The organism is Nodosilinea sp. LEGE 07088 (assembly GCF_015207395.1).
Lineage (GTDB): Bacteria > Cyanobacteriota > Cyanobacteriia > Phormidesmidales > Phormidesmidaceae > Nodosilinea.
Map to the genome: position 1 here is coordinate 69,703 of NZ_JADEWX010000001.1, position 23,735 is coordinate 93,437.

Annotated in this window: 19 protein-coding genes and 2 pseudogenes; all 21 read left to right on the top strand. The window is 46.7% G+C overall.

Annotation, left to right across the window (positions count from 1 at the left end; all coding sequences use genetic code 11):
• Positions 1 to 127: 127 nt before the first annotated feature.
• The 21 genes and pseudogenes from IQ254_RS00380 to IQ254_RS00480 all read left to right on the top strand — a co-directional run bounded on the left by IQ254_RS00380 (position 128) and on the right by IQ254_RS00480 (position 23,566).
• Complete coding sequence (locus tag IQ254_RS00380; RefSeq protein ID WP_193963149.1) at positions 128 to 2,215, top strand: heavy metal translocating P-type ATPase; 2,088 nt, start codon at positions 128 to 130, stop codon at positions 2,213 to 2,215.
• 23 nt (positions 2,216 to 2,238) lie between these two features.
• A complete protein-coding gene (locus tag IQ254_RS00385; protein ID WP_193963151.1) occupies positions 2,239 to 3,318 on the top strand; it encodes a potassium channel family protein in 1,080 nt (359 codons plus the stop codon).
• A gap of 153 nt (positions 3,319 to 3,471) precedes the next feature.
• Positions 3,472 to 3,924 (top strand): sulfur transferase domain-containing protein, encoded by a 453-nt coding sequence (locus tag IQ254_RS00390; RefSeq protein WP_228039844.1) that lies wholly within the window; start codon positions 3,472 to 3,474, stop codon positions 3,922 to 3,924.
• A 33-nt stretch (positions 3,925 to 3,957) separates the two neighbouring features.
• A complete protein-coding gene (locus tag IQ254_RS00395; protein WP_193963155.1) occupies positions 3,958 to 5,346 on the top strand; it encodes an MBL fold metallo-hydrolase in 1,389 nt (462 codons plus the stop codon).
• 333 nt (positions 5,347 to 5,679) lie between these two features.
• Positions 5,680 to 6,639, top strand: a complete 960-nt coding sequence (locus IQ254_RS00400) for a LysR family transcriptional regulator (RefSeq protein ID WP_193963157.1) — start codon at positions 5,680 to 5,682, stop codon at positions 6,637 to 6,639.
• Between the two features lie 391 nt (positions 6,640 to 7,030).
• Entirely contained in the window at positions 7,031 to 7,357 is a 327-nt protein-coding gene (locus tag IQ254_RS33380; protein ID WP_193963159.1) for a DUF1830 domain-containing protein, read from the top strand.
• A complete protein-coding gene (locus IQ254_RS32975) occupies positions 7,354 to 7,644 on the top strand; it encodes a DUF2949 domain-containing protein (protein ID WP_193963161.1) in 291 nt (96 codons plus the stop codon). The genes IQ254_RS33380 and IQ254_RS32975 overlap by 4 nt, the downstream gene beginning before the upstream one ends.
• Positions 7,645 to 7,990: 346 nt before the next feature.
• A complete protein-coding gene (locus IQ254_RS00415) occupies positions 7,991 to 9,916 on the top strand; it encodes a heavy metal translocating P-type ATPase (RefSeq protein ID WP_228039845.1) in 1,926 nt (641 codons plus the stop codon).
• A 210-nt stretch (positions 9,917 to 10,126) separates the two neighbouring features.
• Positions 10,127 to 10,992 (top strand): annotated as a pseudogene (locus IQ254_RS00420) (polyphosphate kinase 2 family protein).
• Positions 10,993 to 11,098: 106 nt separating this feature from the next.
• Complete coding sequence (locus IQ254_RS00425; protein WP_193963165.1) at positions 11,099 to 12,409, top strand: hypothetical protein; 1,311 nt, start codon at positions 11,099 to 11,101, stop codon at positions 12,407 to 12,409.
• A 95-nt stretch (positions 12,410 to 12,504) separates the two neighbouring features.
• Positions 12,505 to 14,892, top strand: a complete 2,388-nt coding sequence (locus IQ254_RS00430) for a phosphoketolase (RefSeq protein WP_193963167.1) — start codon at positions 12,505 to 12,507, stop codon at positions 14,890 to 14,892.
• A 189-nt stretch (positions 14,893 to 15,081) separates the two neighbouring features.
• The gene (locus IQ254_RS00435) at positions 15,082 to 16,299 is read left to right on the top strand and encodes an MFS transporter (RefSeq protein ID WP_193963169.1); all 1,218 of its coding nucleotides are present in this window, start codon (positions 15,082 to 15,084) and stop codon (positions 16,297 to 16,299) included.
• 443 nt (positions 16,300 to 16,742) lie between these two features.
• The gene (locus tag IQ254_RS00440) at positions 16,743 to 17,060 is read left to right on the top strand and encodes a heavy metal-associated domain-containing protein (protein ID WP_313887323.1); all 318 of its coding nucleotides are present in this window, start codon (positions 16,743 to 16,745) and stop codon (positions 17,058 to 17,060) included.
• Positions 17,061 to 17,066: 6 nt separating this feature from the next.
• Complete coding sequence (locus IQ254_RS00445) at positions 17,067 to 17,291, top strand: DUF2933 domain-containing protein (RefSeq protein WP_193963170.1); 225 nt, start codon at positions 17,067 to 17,069, stop codon at positions 17,289 to 17,291.
• The gene (locus tag IQ254_RS00450; protein ID WP_193963171.1) at positions 17,291 to 17,956 is read left to right on the top strand and encodes an isoprenylcysteine carboxylmethyltransferase family protein; all 666 of its coding nucleotides are present in this window, start codon (positions 17,291 to 17,293) and stop codon (positions 17,954 to 17,956) included. The genes IQ254_RS00445 and IQ254_RS00450 overlap by 1 nt, the downstream gene beginning before the upstream one ends.
• An 84-nt stretch (positions 17,957 to 18,040) precedes the next feature.
• Complete coding sequence (locus IQ254_RS00455; RefSeq protein ID WP_193963173.1) at positions 18,041 to 18,355, top strand: DUF5676 family membrane protein; 315 nt, start codon at positions 18,041 to 18,043, stop codon at positions 18,353 to 18,355.
• A gap of 177 nt (positions 18,356 to 18,532) precedes the next feature.
• Positions 18,533 to 20,071 (top strand): NAD(P)/FAD-dependent oxidoreductase, encoded by a 1,539-nt coding sequence (locus IQ254_RS00460; protein WP_193963175.1) that lies wholly within the window; start codon positions 18,533 to 18,535, stop codon positions 20,069 to 20,071.
• Positions 20,072 to 20,115: 44 nt separating this feature from the next.
• The gene (locus IQ254_RS00465; RefSeq protein WP_193963177.1) at positions 20,116 to 21,345 is read left to right on the top strand and encodes an FAD-dependent oxidoreductase; all 1,230 of its coding nucleotides are present in this window, start codon (positions 20,116 to 20,118) and stop codon (positions 21,343 to 21,345) included.
• 101 nt (positions 21,346 to 21,446) lie between these two features.
• Positions 21,447 to 21,632: a hypothetical protein gene (locus IQ254_RS00470; protein WP_193963179.1), complete on the top strand. Its 186-nt coding sequence runs from the start codon at positions 21,447 to 21,449 to the stop codon at positions 21,630 to 21,632.
• Positions 21,633 to 21,747: 115 nt separating this feature from the next.
• A pseudogene (locus tag IQ254_RS00475) lies at positions 21,748 to 22,194 on the top strand (pyridoxamine 5'-phosphate oxidase family protein); the annotation flags it as partial.
• A gap of 70 nt (positions 22,195 to 22,264) precedes the next feature.
• The gene (locus IQ254_RS00480; protein WP_193963182.1) at positions 22,265 to 23,566 is read left to right on the top strand and encodes an APC family permease; all 1,302 of its coding nucleotides are present in this window, start codon (positions 22,265 to 22,267) and stop codon (positions 23,564 to 23,566) included.
• The last annotated feature ends 169 nt before the right edge of the window (positions 23,567 to 23,735 follow it).

Consider the following 23,735-nt stretch of genomic DNA (forward strand, 5'->3'; position numbering starts at 1 on the left):
GTGTTTGGCACAAAGCGCAAAACACTCTGCTGCTATAGAACAATGGCTCTCACAGCCAGAAAGCACTTAAGGACTTCGGTGACTTTAAAGCCGTCCAGGTCAATGCCCTATTACTAGTAGAATTTCGATGAATCATTCTCACCAAACAACCCAGAGCGATCGCCGAGAAGCTGACCGGGCTTCTCACAATGGGCACCAGCAGCACCAGCATGGTGTTGACCACAGTCAGCACAGCAGCCGGGAAAGTCATAGCGGACATGGCGATCATGGGCATCACAGTCCGGACATGTTTAAGCAGCGGTTTTTCGTGTCGCTGATTTTGACCCTGCCGATTCTCTACTTTTCGCCTCAGCTTCAGAGTTGGCTGGGCTACGAGGCCGTTGCCTTCTCTGGTTCTGGCTGGATTAGCCCGGTTTTGGGTATCGCCCTGTATTTCTATGGTGGCTGGCCATTTTTGCAGGGGGCATGGCACGAATTTCAGAGCAAGATCGGCATGATGACGCTGATTGCCCTGGCGATTACCGTGGCGTTTATCTATAGTCTGGCGGTGTCTTTAGGGCTGGAGGGCAAGCCTTTTTACTGGGAGCTGGCGACGCTAATTGACATCATGCTGCTGGGCCACTGGGTTGAGATGGCCTCGGTGCAGGGAGCCAGCAAAGCCCTGGAGGAGCTTTCCTCGCTGGTGCCTAACGAAGCCCACCGGATGCGGGACGGGGAGATTGAGGATGTATCTGTCAGTGAAATTCAGATGGGTGACGTGATTCTGATTCGTCCTGGCGAGCAGATTCCCAACGACGGCGAGGTGATTGAGGGTAATACCAACGTCAACGAGTCGTTTCTGACGGGCGAATCCAAACCCGTTTCTAAGCATGAGGGGGATGAGGTGGTGGCCGGGTCGGTGAATACCGAAGGCTCAGTACAGGTGAAGGTGACGCGAGTTGGCGACGATACCGCCATCAGCCAGATTATGCGCCTGGTAGAAGAGGCCCAGTCTTCCCGCAGTCGCTATCAGGCGCTAGCGGACAGGGTGGCCTACTGGCTAACGATTATTGCTATCTCTGTCGGTACGCTTACCTTTATCGTCTGGCTGACTCTAGAAGATCTGGTCTTTTCGATTAATCGGGCGGTGACGGTGCTGGTGATTACCTGTCCCCACGCGCTCGGGCTGGCGATTCCGCTGGTGATTGCCAACTCGACGGGGCTCGCGGCTCGCAACGGCATTTTGGTCAGGAATCGTGATTCTCTGGAGCGGGCGAAGGATATTAAAACCGTCGCCTTCGACAAGACCGGCACGTTAACCCAGGGAAAGTTTGGCGTGCAGCAGGTGGCTGCTGATGGACTGTCGGAGGAAGAAGCACTGGCGATCGCCGCCGCCCTGGAAACGCCCTCAGAACACCCGCTAGCGAAGGCGATCGTCGATTCAGCCAAAGAGCGTCAACTCGACCTGCCCCAGATGAAGGACTTTCAGACCGTTACTGGGCATGGTGTAGAGGGCCAAGTTGACGGACAGACTTACCGGGTGGGACGACCGGAGTGGGTGCAGGAGCAAAATCTGTCTTTTCCCAAGTCCTTGCAGCAGGCTTTAGACAGAGCAGATGATCGCGGCGAAAGTGCCGTAGTGCTGATGACCTCTGATCGACCTGTGGCTGTAATTTCCATGGCCGACCAAGTGCGCGAACGGGCTCGCACCACCATCGATCGTCTCCACGACATGGACATCCAGGCGGTGATGATTACGGGAGACGCCGAAGCTGTGGCCCGTTCCGTGGCGGCGGATTTGGGCATTGATCGCTACTATGCTCGTGTGCTGCCGGAAGACAAAGTGAACCGCATCAAGGAACTGAAAAAAGAAGCGCCGACTGCCTTTGTGGGCGACGGCATCAATGATGCAGCGGCGTTGCTAGAAGCCAACATGGGGCTGGCGATCGGGGCTGGAACCAATGTAGCGATCGAATCGGCTGACCTGGTATTGATCAATGATGACCCCCTGGATGCCGTAAAAGCCCTGAGGTTGGCAAAGAAGACCTACAGCAAGATGATCCAAAACCTATTCTGGGCGACAGGCTACAACGTCATTGCCATTCCGCTGGCAGCGGGTGTGTTGTATGCCTGGGGCATTCTGCTGTCCCCAGCGGTAGGGGCATTGCTGATGAGCCTTTCCACCGTAATTGTTGCCATCAACGCCGTGATGCTGCGTCGGGCAAAGCTAGCTTGAAGCTGTAATATCTTTAACCACACATGTTCGCTCAAGTTCTAGGCATCGGCATCATTCTTGTTACCCTTATCGATGTCTATCTGACGGTGCTATATCCCCGAACCTATAAAAGTGCTATAAGCCTAAAGCTCTGCAAAAGCACATGGGAGATATTTCGATGTCTGTCTCACCTACCGATCAGGGGGAGCGACAAAATTTTGTCCTATTGTGGGCCAACATTGTTGATTTTGATTGTCTCTGTCTGGGTGTGCAGCCTGCTTTTGGGATTTGCCTTACTGATTTGGCCTGCTTTGGGGAGTGGCATCCAGGCTAGCCAGGGTAAAACACCCACGGATTTCTCTACTGCGCTTTATTACAGCGGTTTTTCCTTGACGACATTGGGGGTCGGGGATCTAGTTCCGAAAACTAATCTTTGGAAGCTAATTACGATTTTCGAGTCAGCGGTTGGTTTTTCCGTTTTTACAGCCTCGCTAACCTACTTACTGTCAGTCTATAACGCCCTCACTAAGCGCAATACCTTTGCATTGAGCCTCTTTCATCGCTCAGGAAGAGAAGCCGATGCTGGGTTATTCTTGGCCCAACTCAAGGGCTACAATCGATTTGAAACGGCTTTTCAGGATATTTCCAATATCAGCCGCGATTTGCTGTTCCTGTTAGAGTCCCACCATGCTTATCCCATCCTGCACTATTTTCGCTTTCAAGAAGTACAGTATTCTCTAGCTCGTATCGCTTGGATAAGTCTTGACCTGGCAACATTGGTCAAAACATCCCTCCATCCTCAAGAATATGGACCTTTTATTGATTCTTCTGCTGTCAATGAGCTAGAAAGTAGCGGGCTTGATCTGCTATTTCAGCTTTCGAATTCTTTTCTAAAGCAGGACAAACTTGATCAGCCTGCGTTTGAGAAAGAGTGGCGATCGCACTATTTGCGGGCGAGTTCACTGCTCCAAACTTATGGCATCAAAATCGTTCCAGATTTGGAAATGGGTGCAGATGAATATGTTGCGCGTCGTAGGCAGTGGAACGGGGCTGTCTTAGCGTTTTCAACCTATATGGACTATCACTGGAGTGACATTGTAGGTCTCAAGCCTGGAGAAACCTAAAGACACCAGATCTAGATCAGAAAAGTATACCAGAATATAGTCTTTTAAGGAGTGATTTTTGTCACCGGAAGCACAGAATCCACGCTGTAAAGAGCCTGATTAAGGCATCCAAAATTTGGAACGTTTATCCGAGAAGAGATGAAAATGGAAGATATGAAAACTATCACTCCCGAAGTGGCGGTTGCAGATAGCCAACTGACTCCCGAGCAAATTCAGCAAGCTGCTAAGGCAGGGTTTCGATCAGTGTTGAATTTGCGATCGCCCCAAGAAGAAGGCACCCTGCCCGACGAACAGACTCACGTTGAACAGGCCGGACTGACCTATACCAACATTCCGGTCAAGCCCAGCGACATCAGCGATGAGCTGACTGACCAGGTTCTTCAAGCATTGGACGAACTACCTAAACCCGTACTCACCCACTGCAAAAGCGGTATGCGATCGGGAGCAATGGCGCTGATGTATATGGCAACGCGCAACGGCATGAGCGCTGATGCTGCCCTAGAAAAAGGCAAAGAAAACGGCTTTGACTGCGACGCCCATCCCCAAATGAAGCAGTTTTTCATCCACTACATCGATAGCCATACGGGAACTAGTGCGCCCGCCTGAGTCCACCAAACCTACTGAGTTTCTACTAAAGCCATGTTTTTCAAACAGTTCTACCTCGAAAGTTTAGGTCACGCCTCTTACTTCATTGGCTCTGAAAAAACGGGTGAAGCACTGGTGCTTGACGTGCGCCGGGATGTGGATACCTACTTCGATACGGCTCGTAAGCAGGGAATGCAAATTCGCTACGCCGCCGATACCCACCAGCACAACGACTACCTGACCGGCATTTGCGAACTGCCGGAGCGGGGCAACGTACAGCTGATCGGCAGCGCCCGCGCTGAGCTGGGCTATAGCGTCCGTGGCATGAAGGATGGCGATCGCCTGGAGATGGGCGAAATTGTGTTTGAGGCGATGCAAACCCCAGGACATACCCCCGAGCACATGAGCTTTCTCGTCACCGATCGAGGCCGGGGGGACGAACTCGTGATGCTGCTTTCTGGGGGTGCCCTGCTGGTCGATGATGTGGGCCGCCCCGACCTGCTGGGCTCCGATGACGATATTCGCCACCATGCCGGGCAGCTCTGCCAAACCCTCCAGGAAAAAATTCTCAAGCTGCCGGATTATGTCGAGGTCTACCCCACCCATGTGGCCGGTTCCCTCTGTGGCGGCAATATTGGCAGCCGTCTCTCAACCACCATCGGCTACGAACGCCGCATGAACCAGATGCTGGCAAATTTGGCGTCCCAAGATGAATTTACCAAGCAGTGCGTGGATTTGTCCGAGTTGCCCACCGTGCCCCCCTACTGGCCCCGAATGCGTCAAGCCAATCAGGCAGGCCCGCCGCTGCTGGGAGTTTTAGCCGATCCGCCACCGCTGACCCTGGGCCAGTTTGACCAGCTGCAGAAAGACGGTGCCCTGGTGGTCGATTGCCGCTCTCCAGAAGCCTTTGCCAGCCATATTCCCGGTGCCATCAACGTAGCCCTCAGTTCCTCCTTCACCACCTGGGCGGGGTCGGTGCTGCCCCCCGATATGCCGCTGATGCTGTTGCTGGAGCGTCCCGACGACCTGTGGGGTGTCTGCTGGCAGCTGCTTCGTATTGGCTATGACCTGCCCAAAGGCTGGCTGGCAGGCGGCATGAAAGCTTGGCGTACCGCCGCTCGGGAGATTGACTTTTTGCCCCTCTGGACTGTCCACACCCTACGGAAACAGCTTCAGCAGGATGATCAGTTGTTCGTGCTGGATGTACGCCAAAAGGGCGAGTGGAACAGTGGACATATCAAAGGGGCGACCTTTATTACCGGCGCGGAACTGCCCAAACGACTGGAGGAGGTGCCCCGCGATCGCCCCGTCGCAGTGATCTGTGGCAGCGGCTATCGCGCTTCGGTAGCGGCGAGTCTGCTACAGCACCACGGCTGGAGTGACGTCGCTAACGTCTTAGGCGGCATGAGCGCTTGGAAACAGGCTCACTATGAGACGGTTTGACTTTGGGGAAGCCCGGCTCACTTCTACTGCTCTTAAGAACAATACTTATATCAATATTCTTCTGACCAAAGGCAATCTAGCCAACGAAGTAGTACAAACCAGAGTATGTACTTGGGTTAAGCAAAACCAAGAAATATTGCCTAATCAAGAGCCTTTCATTTTGATTTCATACCTATCTGTGAGTCTGGAAATATGTTGGTTAAACTCGTTTCCCTTGCTCAGTAGGGCAGAAGAGATCTAGACCAATTAAATCAGTAGCAGAGCAGTAATTTGAATATCAGTCTATTCTGTTTCTCTGTTCTGAGTTAGTCAGGTTGCAACTGATAGTGGCATATGACAGTTGAACTTCAACAGATCGAATACTTCATAGCCGTAGCCGAAGAATTAAACTTTCGCCGGGCAGCAGAGCGTTTGCACATTGCTCAGCCACCTCTTAGCCGACGGATTCGTCAATTGGAGCAATCACTAGGCGTTGAGTTGCTACATCGAACAACAAGGCATATAGAGTTAACTGCGGCAGGAACGATCTATCTACGGGAAGCAAAACAGATATTGACCCAAGTTCAGCAAGCCACAGCTCTCGCAAAGTTGGCCGAACATGGCAAACACGGTCATCTCACTGTTGGGTTTGAAGGCTCTTCAGCCTACGACATCGTGCCGGTTTCAGTCAGAGTTTTTAAGGAAAAGTTTCCCATGGTCAGTGTATCTGTGCACGAAATGGCCACAGGCGATCAAGTACCAGCAATTCAAGGTGGACAGATTGGGGTTGGATTTGGGGTACCGTTGCGCTTCAACGGGTATAACTTAACTGTCAAGACTATTTTGCAAGAACCTCTGATTGCTGTTTTACCCCAAAAACATGTATTAGCAAGTCAACCCAGTCTCAATCTGAGCACTCTGCAAGATGAAACCTTTATCATTTGTCCGCGCCATTATCGGTGCGGATTGTATGACCATATTATTGTAGCCTGCCATCAAGCTGGATTTAGTCCAAAGCTGATGCAGGAGACTCAAGAAGTGCATAGTATTTTAGGTTTTGTTGCAGCAGGTTTAGGGATCGCACTGTTACCAGCTTCCGTAGAGCATTTACAGCGATCGCACATCATTTACCGCCCCTTCAATCCACCCTTAGAAGGGCTTGACTTAGCCATGGCATGGCGTTCAGAAAATGAGTCTCCTATACTACCAGCTTTCCTGGAAGTAGTGCAGCAGGTTGCCCATCAATTATCAGAGGAACAGAAAATTCACAATTTCAATGCCCTTCAGCGTGAGGAGGTCGTAACCAGCCATTAATACCATTTAAGTATCAATTCCCTTCAAAGTTGGCAAGAGTCTCAAACAAAAATTCCTTTAGGATATTAGATAAGTAGAAAGCCAAGCTTTTACATACGGCAGAAACTCAAGTAACTTGAAGCGTGAAATCCAGCTTTCCAAAGAGTTCCCATCGAGTCAGCAAAACAGAGAGTCAGCAAAACAGAAATCAATTCGATATTTATCATTTCATTGCAAGATCTATGAACTTGCGGCCCGGACAGTGGATTAAGTGTTCTCATACCCAAGAGAAAGGAAAGATTTTACCCTACGAAGGTCGTGCAATCTGTATTTCTTTGGGGGACGGCATTACACTTTATGTCTCACCTGAATCTCTGGAAGCTCTGGGTTGGCAATTACTGAGAGAACGGTAATGATTCAAACCATTTGGTCAAAGGAACCCGATGCTAAATCTCTGCAACCAAAAACTCCCAAAAAAATCTCACAAACACAGTTTTCTCAGCGAGGCGATCGCATTCAGTGTTGTTACATTAACCGAACTGCTCAATTTCAGATCGTACGGATTTCTAGTGCTTCAAGTGACTTCCTTGAAAGAGCCGTGCTCCCACGCACAAGGCTCCTCTTTGAGGCTGATCTTGACGACTATTTAGAAATCCACACCGGCAACCCGATTTGTTCAATTCTTTCAGATAAGATCCCGTGCCATCGTTTAGCCCATAGAAAGGATCATACCCCATGACAACGATCGCCAATCCCCAATTTCTTCACTTTTTGCGAGATGAACTTTCATTGTCTGAAGCTTCTATAGAACTAGCCCTAAGGCATGGAGAACAAGATCTAGGCTTATTGCCTATCGTTTTGTGGAAATATGGTCTAGTTACACTAAAGCAACTCGACAAAACTTACGATTGGTTAGCATCCCATAACGTAGCGGAGGCTATGGCTTCACTACAGAATTTCAATACATCAGCCCAGGCAATTGAAGGCATAAATATAGAAAAAAATAGCCAGAATGAAGGGAATTAGAAATCGCCTAAACAGCCTAGTAGACTGCGGCATAAGTATGAGGACTATTGCCAATCGCTAGGGAGCAGGGGAGCTAGGGAGCCAAGCGATCCGGAGTAGTGGGCATATTTCGCCTTCGAGTACTAGACGGAACACTTCGAAGAGTATTTGATTTGCAGAAAACCTATAAGAATTTCCAAGCACCCTTGGAGAGCAATCTTTACAGGCTTCCAATACTCCCAGATAAATAAGATCACTACCAGGTTCAGTAATGCAGCATCAACATAGCCAGGAACACGCACATCACGAGAACCACACTCAGGAAAGCCATGGAGGGCACGATAAACACGCGGGGCATAGTCCCGAGATGTTCAAAAATCGATTTTTTATCTGCCTCATCCTCACCATTCCCGTACTTTATTTTTCCCCTTCGTTTCAGTCTTGGTTTGGCTATCAAGCTGTTCAATTTTCTGGATCATCCTGGATAAATCCTGTCCTGGCGATCGTTATTTACTTTTACGGTGGCTGGGTCTTTATCAAAGGAGCCTGGCGGGAGATGAAGGGTAAAATCGGCATGATGACCCTGATTTCTCTAGCCATCACAGTTGCTTTTATTTACAGTTTGGCAGTGACATTTGGTTTGGAAGGCGAGCCATTTTTCTGGGAATTGGTCACCTTAATCGACATCATGCTGCTCGGGCACTGGATTGAAATGTCATCAGTGCAGGGAGCTAGTCGGGCTTTGGAGCAATTAGCTAAGCTAATGCCATCCATGGCGCATCGGCTAGTAGAGGGGCAGGTTGAAGATGTTCCCCTAGACCAAATTCGAGAAGGCGACCTGATTTTGATTCGCCCTGGTGAGCAGGTTCCGATTGATGGGGTCGTGGTTGAAGGAGCTTCAAGTGCCAACGAAGCTTTTCTCACTGGTGAATCTCGTCCTGTAAATAAACAGGAAGGAGATGAAGTTATTACAGGGGCAGTTAACGGGGAGGGAGCCTTAAAAGCTCAAGTGATCCGGACAGGTGAAAAGACTGCCCTTAGTCAGATTATGCGCCTGGTGGAAGAAGCCCAGAATTCGCGAAGTAAGTATCAGGTTTTGGCTGACAAAGCCGCTTATTGGTTGACCTTGATTGCGATTGGCATTGGGTCACTGACCTTTGTGGTTTGGATCGCACTCGGCGATTTGGTGTTTGCCATCAACCGTACAGTGACGGTATTAGTGATCGCCTGCCCTCATGCCTTGGGGTTGGCAATCCCCCTGGTAATTGTCAATGGAACTGCGATCGCGGCAAAAAATGGCATTCTCGTCCGTAACCGCGAAGCTTTCGAGCGAGCTAAAACCATTAAATATGCTGCTTTCGATAAAACGGGCACGTTGACAGAGGGACGGTTTGGCGTCCAACGGATTTACACTGAAGGTTTGAGCGACGAACAAGCTTTATCAATTGCTACGGCCTTAGAATCTCTCTCAGAACATCCACTCGCTCATGCAGTTGTAGAAGCCGCGCAACAACACAAGGTACGACCTGCCACTGTCAGTGACTTTAAGGCAGTGCCGGGCATGGGTGTAGAGGGGATCATTAACGGCAAAACCTACCGAGTAGGGCGACCCGAGTGGCCTAAAGAACTGGGCCTCGATTTCTCTCTCGAGCTCGAACTCGGTTTAGAAAGAGCAGAAGCCAGGGGAGAAAGTGTTATTGCCTTAATGGATGACGAGAAAACCCTGGCATTATTTGCCTTGGCAGATCAGATTCGAGAGAGTGCCAGAAAATTAGTCCACAGTCTAGAGGCAATTGGCGTTCAAGCAGTGATGATTACAGGGGATGCTCAGGCAGTCGCCCAAGCTGTTGCAAGTGACTTAAACATTGAGCGTTATTATGCTCGGGTTTTGCCCCAGGATAAAGTCCGAATTGTAAAAGAATTAAAAGCCGAAGGAGCCACAGTCTTCACAGGGGACGGAATCAACGATGCACCTGCACTGTTAGAAGCCGACCTGGGGGTTGCCATTGGTGCGGGAACGAATGTAGCGATTGAATCCGCCGATTTGGTTTTAGTCAAAGATAACCCACTGGATGTGGGACGAGCCCTAAAGCTGGGCAAGGCAACCAACAATAAGATGATCCAAAATCTGTTCTGGGCGACGGGGTACAACATTATAGCAATTCCCTTGGCAGCTGGTGTTGCTTATCCTCTAGGCTTTGTCCTTTCCCCCGCAGTAGGAGCCGTATTTATGAGCCTTTCAACGGTTGTCGTTTCTATCAATGCCATGTTGCTACGGCGGATCAAACTGTAACTGCCATCCAATCTCAATTCTTAGTATCGTGTCGCTGTTTTCTACAGGGAGTTCATAGATGAGACTTTCTATTCCTGAGAACCTGTATCTGCGTACGCTGTGTCATTCTTTAAGAATTGCCTGAAGTATTGTTTTGAAAACTTAGTTGATATCAGGCTCAGTGATGAAGTCAAAGATTATAAATCATAGAATCATCATTTGGTAAATTCAATGAAACACGAGGATTTTATTGTTTCTCCGACTACAAAAATCGCGCTGAAGCAATATGACTCAACGTACATAGGACATTTCAAAAACAAGTCTGATGCTCAGCAGAAATTACAGGAGCATGTTAAGCATCTAGCAAAGCATCAGGAGGTTCTATATGCCCAAAATACCTTTGCACTGCTGATCATCTTTCAGGCTATGGATGCTGCTGGCAAAGACAGTACGATCAAATATGTGATGTCAGGGGTCAATCCACAAGGATGCCAGGTATTTAGCTTTGGAGTCCCATCTGCTAAAGAACTGGATCATGACTATCTTTGGCGCTATACAAAGGCATTGCCAGAACGAGGAAGAATTGGTATTTTCAATCGTTCGTATTATGAGGAAGTCCTTGTCGTCCGCGTTCATCCAGGATTACTGGATAGACAGCAGTTACCACCGAGGATAAAGACCAACAAGATCTGGAAATCTCGATTTGAAGAGATCAATAACCTTGAGAAATATCTTTCTCAAAATGGAATTATTATTCTCAAATTCTTTCTCAATGTTTCTAAAGGAGAACAGAAAAAACGATTTCTGGATCGTATTAATAGGCCGGAAAAAATTGGAAATTTTCTGCCAGCGATCTTAACGAGAGATATTATTGGGATGACTATATGGCAGCTTATCAAGACGTCTTTAATCACACCAGTACTGAATGGGCACCTTGGTATATCATCCCAGCCGATCACAAGTGGTTTACGCGTCTTGTCGTTTCTGACATTATTTGCGACAGATTAATCTCACTTAAACTATCATATCCAAAGGTCAGCAAAGCGCATAAGACACACCTCCTCCAAGCCAAAGAAAAGCTTGAAAGTGACAACTAAATTTGAAAAATAAAAGCATCAAAAAATACTTTAGCTGGAATTTTGTAGATACCTCTAAAACCGTAACAATAATCTTACATTTTTCCTTCACCTAGAGCCATTTCAAATGATACTTGATCCTAAAATTATGCGGGCCGTGGAGCAACTGAACTATCGGGTGACCGTTGGTGATATCGCTGCTCATGCTGGTTTAGAAGTCAATTTCGCACAGCGAGGCTTACTAGCCCTTGCTTCAGAAACAAACGGTCATTTGCAAGTATCTGAAGCAGGTGAAATTGCCTACCTTCTTCCCAAAAATTTCCGAACCATTTTGCGCAACAAGTCTATTCGACTGCGTTTGCAGGCTTGGGGATCAAGAGCTTGGCAGATCTTATTCTATTTAATCCGAATTTCCTTTGGCATTTTTTTGATAATGTCTATCGTCCTCATTTTTGTGACGATTGTCGTAATTCTGATTGCTATGAGTAACAGTCGTGGGGGAAATTCAAACAATCGCAAGCATGGAAGTAGTATTCCCTTGTCCTTGCTCCATTTTAGATTTGGTTCCGGCCTGTTATGGTTTTTTAGCCTAAATCACCATAGACATGCGCAAAAAGGTTCAGTAAAGTACAGGCAGCAGCAGGATCATGGTGACGGACAGCTTAACTTCTTTGAGGCGGTTTTCTCGTTTTTGTTTGGAGATGGCAATCCCAATCCCAATTTAGAAGAACGACGTTGGCAAATCATTGGTACTGTTATTTACAATCAAGGCGGTGCAGTCGTCGCAGAACAAATCGCGCCCTATCTCGACATTGCAAAAACTCAAGCGATTGATGAAGATTATATGCTGCCAACCCTCATCCGTTTTGATGGTTACCCAGAGGTCAGTTCTATAGGAGATATCATCTATCGTTTTCCTGTATTACAAACGACCGCTCTTGCTGAGGGGCAAAAAGCTGTACCTAGTTACTTACAAGAATCTTTCTGGAACTTTAGTCGAGTAAGACCAGGACAGCTCTCGCTGGTCGCTGGGCTTGGTTTTCTTAACCTGATTGGGGCATTAATTCTCAGGGCACTTCTGAGTGATGGCACAATTGCCCTTCAACTCGGTGGGGTAGTGGCCTTTGCTCAATCAGTCTTTTGGATACTCTTAGGATATGGCGTCGGTTTCCTAGGCGTCCCTCTGGTTCGGTATTTCTGGATTCGAGGCCGCAATCGTCAAATTGAACGGCGGAATCAAAAGCGGCAGGAATATGCAGCTACTCTAAATCAAGCCGATGCTAATATACAACGCAAAATACAGTTTGCCCAGCAATTTTCTACCCAATTTGTCGTTACCCAAGAAGATTTAGCCTACACCAGCGAAAAAGAGCTTTTAGAACAGGAAATCGAACATTTAGATGGGACAGATAACAATGGTCAGCGCCTCTTGTCTTGACCAAGTGGTTTGGTGAAAATTATCTAGAGCAACAACAGGGTATCCGCATCCCAAATAGCATTATCGATTGCGATTAAAAACAATAGGAGTTGAGTATGATTCAAACTGCCCCTGAAGCCCAGAAAGCACCCCTTGATAGTGCAGAATTGTGCAAGATGAACGCCTATTGGCGGGCAGCTAACTATCTTTCCGTAGGCCAAATCTATTTATATGACAATCCCCTCCTAAAGGAACCCCTGAAATTAGAGCACGTCAAGCCTAGGTTGCTGGGCCACTGGGGGACTACGCCAGGGCTAAACTTCATCTATGTTCACCTCAACCGATTAATTAAGAATCAAGACTTGAACATGATTTACATTGCAGGGCCAGGTCACGGCGGTCCTGGCTTAGTTGCTAACACCTATCTAGAAGGAACTTATAGCGAATATTATCCAAATATTTCTCAAGATGAAGCAGGAATCAAAAACCTCTTTCACCAGTTTTCTTTCCCAGGTGGTATCCCCAGTCATGTAGCCCCTGAAACCCCTGGTTCGATCCACGAAGGTGGTGAGCTTGGGTATGCACTTTCCCATGCCTATGGGGCTGCTTTTGACAACCCCGATCTCATAGTTACTTGCGTGGTCGGCGATGGAGAAGCAGAAACGGGACCGCTGGCTACGGCTTGGCACTCTAATAAATTCCTCAATCCTGCTACAGATGGAGCGGTGCTACCCGTTTTACACTTGAACGGCTATAAGATTGCCAACCCGACAGTATTAGCCCGGATTGGTCAACAGGAATTAGAAAGCTTATTTATCGGCTACGGCTATAAGCCCTATTTTGTAGAGGGATCTGACCCTACGGTGATGCACCAGAAAATGGCGGCTACCCTCGATACGATAGTTGCTGAAATAAAGCAGATTCAACATCAGGCTCGCACCACCGGAAGTTCCCAACGTCCCCAGTGGCCGATGATTATTCTGAAAACACCGAAAGGTTGGACAGGCCCCAAAGAAGTCGATGGGAAGAAAACTGAAGGCTCTTGGCGATCGCACCAGGTACCTCTATCTGGGATGGCTGCTAACCCAGCGCATATCAAGCTACTGGAAACCTGGATGAAAAGCTATCAGCCAGAAGAGCTTTTCGACGAAAACGGTACGTTGATTCCTGAACTAGCCGAATTGGCTCCTCAGGGGGAGCGGCGGATGGGAGCTAACCCCCATGCTAACGGTGGCGCATTACTAAAAGATCTCAAAATACCCGATTTTCGTGATTTTGCAGTTGATGTTCCTAGCCCTGGGACGCTCACCGCAGAAGCCACCCGAGTGATGGGTCTTTTCTTGCGGGATGTCATGAAGGCAAACTTAGAGAGCAAAAACTTTAGAGTATTTGGCCCAGATGAAACTGCATCGAACCGGTTGAGTGCGTTGTTTGAAGTAACCGATCGGGCTTGGTCAGCCGAAACAATCGCTGAAGATGATCACTTAGCGGCTAGCGGTCGAGTGATGGAAATCCTCAGTGAACATACCTGTCAGGGATGGCTAGAAGGCTATCTCCTGACGGGTCGCCACGGTTTCTTCTCCTGTTACGAAGCCTTTATTCATATTGTGGATTCAATGGTTAATCAGCATGCTAAATGGCTCAAAACAACCAGTAAAGAAATTCCTTGGCGAAGACCGATCGCTTCTCTTAACTATCTCCTGACTTCCCACGTTTGGCGACAGGATCACAATGGATTTTCTCATCAAGACCCTGGTTTCATCGATCATGTTGTCAATAAAAAGGCAGACATTATTCGGGTTTACCTACCCCCGGATGCCAACACCCTGCTTTCAGTCACTGACCATTGCCTGCACAGCCGAAATTATGTCAATGTCATTGTGGCTGGAAAGCAGCCGGAACTTCAGTATCTAGATATAGATGCTGCTATCAAGCACTGTACTGCGGGTATCGGCATCTGGGAATGGGCCAGCAATGATCGCGATAGCGAACCTGACGTAGTGATGGCCTGTGCGGGAGATGTGCCGACGCTAGAAACGCTTGCTGCTGTTGCGATGCTTCGCCAGCATTTTCCTGATTTGAAAGTTCGCGTTGTCAACATCGTTGACTTGATGAAACTCCAGCCAGAGGAAGAACATCCCCATGGCTTGTCCGACAAAGACTTCGATACGATTTTTACCACTGACAAGCCTATAATCTTCGCTTATCACGGTTACCCCTGGCTAATTCATCGTTTCACCTATCGTCGAACAAACCACAATAATCTCCATGTCAGAGGATACAAAGAAGAAGGAACAACGACCACACCGTTTGACATGGTCGTCCGCAATGACTTGGATCGCTTTCACTTGATGGGTGATGTCATTGACCGAGTACCCCAGCTTGGCTATAGGGCGGCATACACTCAACAGTTCATCCGCGACAAACTTATCGAACATGAACAGTACATCACTCAATACGGCCAGGATATGCCGGAAATTTCTCAGTGGAAATGGCCATTATAAACTGCTCATTGACTTGGGAATTACAGCAGTTGAACGTTTGCCAGTTGTCGATTTTGACGATACAGAATTCTTGTCTATTGATGGCAAACCTTTGAAAAACTACTGGGGCTACAGTTACATGTGTTTTTCCCCTCACTCTCATTGCGGCACTGAGCCTGAGACAGGTTACCATGTACGATTTAGCTTGTTGTGAATAAAAACCTGCTGCTCTTGTTAGCCTGTTTATTTGTTCTTATGGTGGGCTTTGGCATCACTTTGCCAGTGCTACCCTATTATGCCGAACGTCTTGATTCAGCAGGTAGGGTATCCCGAGAAACTATGGTTATCCACGTCAGTCTATTGACCAGTGTTTATGCCTTGATGCAGTTTATTTTTGCGCCGCTATGGGGAAAGTGGTCAGATCAATTTGGGAGAAAACCATTGTTGTTAATAGGTTTGGGTGGCTCTGCGATTGCCCAGATACTATTTAGTATGGCAACCTCTCTGGGCATGCTGTACATTGTACGAGGAATCGATGGCTTCTTATCTTCAGCGGCTCTACCGGCAGCGACAGCTTATATTGCTGACGTGACAACGGAGCACGATCGCAGTCGCGGTATGGCATGGTTCGGTACTGCTGTCAGCCTGGGCGTTGTTGCTGGACCAGCCGTAGGAGGATTAACAACCCGTAGAGATCTCCACTTTGATGTCAATTTTGGGCATCTCAAAATTGATAGTTTCTCGCTACCTTTCTTAATTGCAGCAGCATTAATGCTAATTATGTTCTTTGCAGCTATGCTTTGGCTGCCAGAGTCTCTACCACTGCGACGAATTTCTACCCCAGCCAATCAATCAAATCAATCAGATATCAGATGGCAAAGTTTAGGCAATAAGCTGCTTATACTGCTGGGTTTGACAACAATCGGGCAGTTAGGATTGGCAATATTTGAAGGCACCTTCGCGCTCTATGCCCAGGAAAAGTTAAGCTATGGACCGCTTGAAACTGGCCTCGTTTTCATGGTGTGCGGGTTAGTGATGGCAATTTTTCAGACCGTCGCGGTTAGCTATCTTTCGGGAAAACTTAGCGTAACGAAGCAAATTGCTTTGGGCTTTAGCTTGATGGGAATTGGCAGCGTTCTGCTGTTAATCGCTCGAACATTTCCTTATGTTTTGAGCACTGTTGGGTTATTAGCTTTCGGGGTATCTTTAATTGCCCCAAACCTCTCAGCCTTAATTTCAAAACGGGGAGGTCAACACACGGGAACAGTATTAGGAATGCAAAATGCTGCCAAGAGTCTGGGACAGGTGAGCGGTCCAGTAGTGGGAGGTACTCTATTTGCTTGGCAAACAGGTGCACCTTACCTGTTTACTGGCGTCATTTTGCTTGGAATTGGCCTCAAACTCGGTTGGACCGTAAGAAATAGGTAAGCCCCACTCATAACCCCATCTCACTTGAGGGCTTAAGTGCTTGACCTATAGGTAAACATAGAGCTAGATGTAGTCGAATTGAAGTTTGGCTAGCCGACAGAAAACCATTCATCATATATTTGTTACGAGCATTCGGTCATTTCATTTCAGTTTCATAATTCTCTGAAATACTTAGGAGAAAGAAAATATATTAGGATATTTCTCTTCAGGCAATAAAGCCACTCTACTCTTTACTTAACTTGAGGATCAATTATTTTCCCCTTAGCGGCGTCTATTTATGCTTAGGAGCAGTCACCTAATCAAAAGTGACAGACTAACTATGATGTTGCACACAGTTCTGTTAACATTTATTGCATCCGCTGGAGTCTCTAGCAAGCTGTAGGGACTAAGCTAAATCTATACGCGATGGTAGTGAATACGATTTTGTCAAAATGAAAGTATAAGTGGAATTAATTGCATCAAGTCAAGCCATAAAATCCACTGAAAAAGCCAACTTTGACGGGTTTTATCTAGGAGATCAAGCTATGAAAACGAGTTACTTGAAATTAGACGGGCTCATGTGTGACGGGTGCAGTGAAATCATTGAGCGAGCAACTCAAAAGCTTCCAGGCGTAAGGCGCTGTCAAGTCAATCTTGATCTAGAACGAGCTGAAATTGAATATGATCCTCAACTTATGAGCCTAGAGACAATTCAAAAAGCCTTGAAAGGGGTTGGGTACTCTGCCGAGCCCATTAATGAGACAAACCATCTAACAGAATAGACAACGATGACTCAGAAATCTAACACAAGTTGGCGATGGCGATCGCCCACAGGAATCGCACTGTTGGTCTTTTTAGGAATTGCAGCCTTTTTTCTTTTCACCGAGCATTTGGCTCATGTCATTCCTGTTCTACCCTGGCTGTTTTTATTGCTGTGCCCTTTGATGCATGTATTTATGCATGGCGGTCATGGTGGTCATGGTGGTCATAATGCTCACCAAGGAGATAAATAATGAACAATACTCCTGCTTACGGTCTCTGGTTTTTAGTGATCATCAACTCTCTCGTGTTCATTATTTTTGCGTTCAGCTTTACGAAGCCCAATAGCCCTCGTGATTGGCGTTCATTTGGGGCATTTTCAGCTTTCATTGTTGCCCTCTTCACCGAAATGTATGGTGTTCCTTTAACCATCTACCTGCTTTCAGGATGGTTGCAGAGCCACTACCCCAATTTAGATCCCCTTTCCCACGATGCGGGACATCTCTGGTGGACTATATTAGGACTTGGAGGAAATCCCCACTTCAACCCAATTCACCTACTCAGCAATTTGGTGATTTTGGGTGGCTTTATTCTGTTGTCTGCTGCCTGGAGGGTACTTTATAGGGCTCAACAGACTCACAAACTAGCGGTTTCCGGCCCTTACTCAAAAGTACGGCATCCTCAGTATGATGCCTTCATCCTAATTATGCTTGGCTTCTTGCTTCAGTGGCCCACGGTCTTGACGTTGCCAATGTTCCCAATTTTAGTGTGGATGTATGTTCGACTAGCTCGTCAAGAAGAACGCGAAGCTTTGGCAGAATTTGGTGAGGAATATGCTCGATACACAGCCAAAACACCAGCATTTTTTCCAAATTTCAATGAAATAGTTAGGCCCAGTGAAAAGAGTTCTAAGTCATAGCATCGCTCAATGACTTAATGCCCTACAAACAACGATTCAAAGACCAAGAAGGATGCGAAAATCTACTCAGCAAGGAGGCCTATTATGCAATCAAATTCTTATCCTCGAAAAAATCACCATAGTAGCAGAAACCATGTGATAAAACTCAATACTCGATCGCTCTTCACTGCGACAACTGTGCTTGCAGGTGCTCTGTATGTAATCTGCGCTCTTTTCGTTGCGATACTGCCCCAGACAACCATGGCCTTCTTCGGCTATGTCTCACACCTCGACTTACTTAAAATTGCTCAACCGATTACCTGGGGTGCTTTCTTTGTTGGTTTGATCTTTTTCGCCCTAGGAACAGGAGCCTCTGCTGCATTTATCAGCTATTACTACAATCGAATGGCTTCAAAGTAGGGTATTTGATAGGTAATGGGTTTGTCCTCAAGGCTATTTCTAGCTCTCGTAACGGAAGTCAGAAATATGAGTTTTTTGACAGAACTTTAAGATGTATAAATCTTTGATGCCTTCAGAATTGAGATCTGCTTCAGAGAGATAAGACTCTTACAATTCAACTATTTGAGGAACAATCTGATGAAACCGGATTATCTGATTGTCGGTAGTGGTTTATCAGCATTGACCTTTGGGGCTTTGATGGCAAACTCTGGCAAGATTGTGCAAATCCTTGAAGCCCATGAGCACCCAGGTGGTTATGGGCATACGTTTACGATGGCTAGAAAGTATACGTTTAACGCTCAATTTCACTATGTTTGGGACTGCGGTGAAGGGCAGACCGTGAATCGAGTGCTCAAAAAACTGGGCCTAGATCGAGAAGTAACTTTTGAGCGTTATGACTCGAACGGCTTTGACCACATGAGAATGCCAGGATATGCGTTGGACATTCCCTCAGAGCCAGAGGACTTAATCCAGCGATTATCTGCGCTGTTTCCTGCCCATAGCGATCGTGTTCGCCAATTCATTAACGAAGTAGAAAAGACAGGTATAGGCTTAAAAAAGATCGCTCCCCCGGTTAAGCCCATGGAGCTCCTAAATCACGCAGGAGAAGTGCTTTGTGCCGCTCAATATCTTAACAGCACACTTCAAGATGTCTTTGACAAGTTTCAGTTACCCCAAGCAGCCCAAACTCTATTAGCGCTGCAATGGCTTGATTTTTTATTGCCTCCTAATCAACTGTCCTTCTATGCCTGGGTTGCCTTATTCAGAGGCTACCAAACAGGTGCATTTTACCCAACTCAGCATTTTGAGCATGTTATCAATTCGTTGGTCAAAGTGATTGAATCCCATGGAGGGCAGGTACTGCTCAACCATGAAGTTACGAACTTTGAGGTCACAGACCGAACGGTGATGGGCGTGAAGGCTATGGATCTAACCACCCATCAGGTCCATGAATTCACAGGTAATAGCGTGATTTGCAATATTGACCCTCAAAGGGCTGCCAAAATGATTGGCAAGGAAAAGTTCTCTCAAAAAGTGCGTCGAAAACTTAACTATGAATATTCGGCATCTAACTTTATGGCTTATTGCGTCGTCAAAGATATCGACCTGCGAGACTACGGCTTTGGAAAGTGGAATGTCTCGCATACCGGACACCAGGATCTCAATGAAGCCTTCGCGCAGATGTATGAGCAACATGACTTTTCTAATCCTAGTTTTGCTATCACAACGCCCACTTTATTGACAGAAGCAAGGGGAGATTGCCCAGAGAATTGTCAAATTGTCGAATTTCTTACCGTGGCAAATTACGACTACTTTAAGCAATTACGGGAGCGCGATCGCAAAGCTTATAACCATAAAAAACAAGAAATCTTAGATTCCATCCTCGATGTTGTGGAAAAACACTATGTACCGAATTTTAGAAAGCATATGGTCTTCCATATTACAGGGAGTCCTACTACTAATGAGCGATTTTGCTGGAGTCCAAATGGAAATTCCTACGGTTCCAGTTTGACACCAAACAATATGGGACTAGGGCGACTAAACCACAAAACATCTCTCAACCATTTCTATTTCTGTAATGCCTCGTCCGGCTATCCAGGCTTTGCTCCCACCATTTGGACCGGAACATTGCTGTATCAGCGATTATCTGGCGACGTGATTTTAGGCAATGGCTAAACAAAAAGCTAGCACCCTTTATTTCATTAACTTAGGAGTCAACTATGAGAATTGCAGTTATTGGTGGCGGAGCGGCTGGTATGGCAACAGCCCACTGGCTCAATAAACAAGGGCACCATGTCACTATATTTGAGCGGCAGCCCATATTAGGGGGACACATTCGAACCTTGAACAAAAACGTAAAGCCAAGCAACTTTGTATGCAATAAAGTTTTGTGCCATGAGATTTTGGAAAGTGGACCACTTGAATTTCCCACTACATTTCATAATTTTGTCGCGTTCATGAAAGAGCTAGAGGTCGAACTCGTACCCGTTAACATTGGGTCAGAGTTGTTTCCCAAAGAAGGTAGTCCCTTTTTGTCTGAGGTTGCGGTTGAGAAGAATTTCACGGGTATCAAACGTCTGATCGAATTTCTCCGATTCAATGCCATCCATATCCGTTCTGCTGGATTATGGCTGAAAGCACAATTTTCTGACCTGGAGGATTTTTACGACCAGCCGCTGTCTCACTATCTGAAAGACGATAGTACTGGCAGTCTCTGGCTCAAGTTGCTGACCATGTATAGCTACTCAATCCCCTTTGAACTCATTGATAATGTGCCAGCAGAGTTGGCAATTCCAATGTTGCGCGACTACCTCGCAGTCAAGTGGCTCAGGGTGGAAGGCGGTGTATATACTTACATTGAAAAAATTCTGGATCGTTTCCAAGGTGATGTTGTACTTGGTGTGGAGATTACCAATATTTCCAGATGCCCAGATGCCATCAAAATTGAGCTTTCCGGAGGTGCGCTCCAAGAGTTTTGTAAAGTCGTATTTGCCACACCACCTGACCAAGTCATGGCGTTGTTGGCTGACCCAACCGATGTTGAAATCAAACGCTTCTCAGCTTGGCAAGCCAATTACATCAAGACTACGGTTCATACAGATACTTCTATGTATGACAATTATGGCATCCGCCAACCCTCTGAATTTGATTTTTTCCAGACAGACACCCAATGGGGATATAACGGCTGCTTGAATCAGCTTTGCGGCATCTCCTCACCGCAGCATCACTTTTTATCGTTTCAGCTGGAAGAGTTGATTGCCAAGGATCGTATTGTTCATATTCAAGAACATCATACTCCGTTGTACACCACTGAGGCTTTCCGATATCGAGATGAAATAGTGGCCACGAACGGAGAGAATAATACTTACCATGCCGGAGCCTATCTGGGAGATGGTCTTCATGAAGGGGCTATTACCTCTGCCCTGCGAGTTGCTCAATTGATTGGTTAAGCCTTGACTCTATCCAATTGATTAACAGAAAAAAGCAGCAAGTAGGATACTAGTTTTTCGAATTATGGCTTCAACCACCAATTTTTCATTCAAGGTTTTTGATGCTGCTGATCAACTTACTTCAACCCAAATTTCAAAGCTATATTCAGGACAGCTTAGCTTCAGCGGACATAGAGATTAATGGCGATCATCCTTGGGATCTGCAAGTTCACAATACAGATCTTTGTCAGAGAGTCTTGAGGCAGGGATTGCTGGGGCTGGGTGAATTTCACATGCAGGGGTGGTAGGACTGCCCAAAGCGAATGGATTGGTTTAAATAAAGAACGTAAACAGCGATCGTTCAAATAAGTCATCAGCAATCTTTTGATAATAACGATTGACCAAACTTTCGGGAGAATAACAATGCTAGATATAGATGAAATGGGGCAAAAAGAAATACACGAACTGCTACATAAAGTAGGGCATGGACATCTCGGCTGCATAGGCGAAGGACGCCCATACGTTGTGCCTATGCACTATTACCTCAAAGACTCAGAAATATATATCTTCACAACGATCGGCATGAAAACTCAGTACATGGATGCAAATCCAGAAGTTTGTTTACAGATCGAAGAAATTCACGACCTCCTACACTGGCGCAGTGTTGTTGTGACGGGGCAGGTTGAGCGCCTCACTGAGCAGCGAGACATCGATCAAGCAATGCTATTGGTCAAAGCTCGGAATCCAAAGCTTTCGCCTGCGATCAATCGAACCTGGATAGACTCCTGGGGACGCGCGGAGGTCATTGCCATCTATCGCCTTTACCCCAGCGAAATGAGCGGACGGACAACCGATGGAGTCAGCAGTCAAGCGCTCCCATCTCCTTTTGCTAAAGAGGGCTACCAGGAGCAGAAATTACGTTCAGGAGCAGAAATTAAAAATGGATAACGCATATAAGCCAGGCAGTTTATCGCTGATGGGCGCGATCGCCATGGGAACAGGCGTGATGATTGGGGCTGGCATCTTCGCATTGACGGGGCAGGTGGCAGAGCTAGCGGGTGCGCTGTTCCCCCTAGCCTTCTTAGTCGCTGCAATTATCAGCGGCTTCAGTGCCTATTCCTATGTCAAACTGTCCAATGCCTATCCCTCGGCAGGGGGGATTGCCATGTATCTGAGGAAAATTTACGGGCACAGCACTATGACTGGGGTCTGTGCACTGCTCATGGTGTTTTCCATGGTGATCAATCAAAGCTTGGTAAGTCGCACCTTTGGCACCTATGCACTACAGCTATTTGATGCCGGAGAAAATAGCTCCTGGGTACCGATTCTAGCCGTCGGGCTGGTTATAGTGGCCTTCTTGGTCAATATCTCAGGCAATAAGGTTATTAGCTCTTTATCGCAGCTCACAGCGGCTTTAAAGATTGGTGGAATTATTGCCTTTGCCAGTGCAACGCTCTGGGCTGCTGGATTTTCCTTTGAACCTAGCATGGGTACCAATTCTGAAGGGGCTATTCCGGGAAGCGGTTTCTTAGCTGGGGTCGCGATCGCAATCTTATCTTACAAAGGGTTTACAACAATTACAAATAGTGGTGGTGAGGTAAAAAATCCCCACAAAAACGTAGGCCGAGCAATTATTGCTTCACTACTAATTTGTGTCGTCGTTTATCTATTGGTGGTCTTCGCAGTGGCCTCTAATCTATCGTTAGATCAGATTATTCAGTCAAAGAATTTTGCCTTGGCAGAAGCAGCAAGACCTGCATTTGGTCAGTATGGTGTTTGGTTTACTGTGTTAATCGCCATCATTGCTACCGCTTCAGGCATCATTGCTAGCATTTTTGCAGTTTCCCGAATGCTAGCAATGCTGACTGACATGAACCTTATTCCTCACCGGCATTTTGGGATGCCCGGCAATATTCAAAAGCATACGTTGGTTTACACCGTTGTTTTGGCAGCAACGCTAGCAGCCTTCTTCGATCTAAGCCGAATTGCATCCTTGGGTGCTATTTTCTACCTGGTAATAGACATTTCCATCCACTGGGGTATCTTCCGTAATCTCAGGCAAGACGTAAACGCGAGTGGTGCGATTCTACTGACTGCTATTGCACTGGATATTTTTGTATTGGGAGCATTCTTAGCTATAAAGGGAAGCTCTGATCCAACAATTTTACTAATCGCCGGATTGGGTTTACTCTTAACATTCCTAGGAGAGCATTTATTTCTTAGAAAGCATTCAGTAACGTGACAATAAGTCTTTATCATTTAGTTGAACTGAAAACGACCGATTAGTGACCCGTACATTTCTAGTCTCTAAAAAAGCAATTTAGTTAATACTCATAACGATTTATGATGTATGGATGAGGTTTGCGTCAGAATCAGGAAAATAATTAAATTATGACAGTAAAAAATTATTT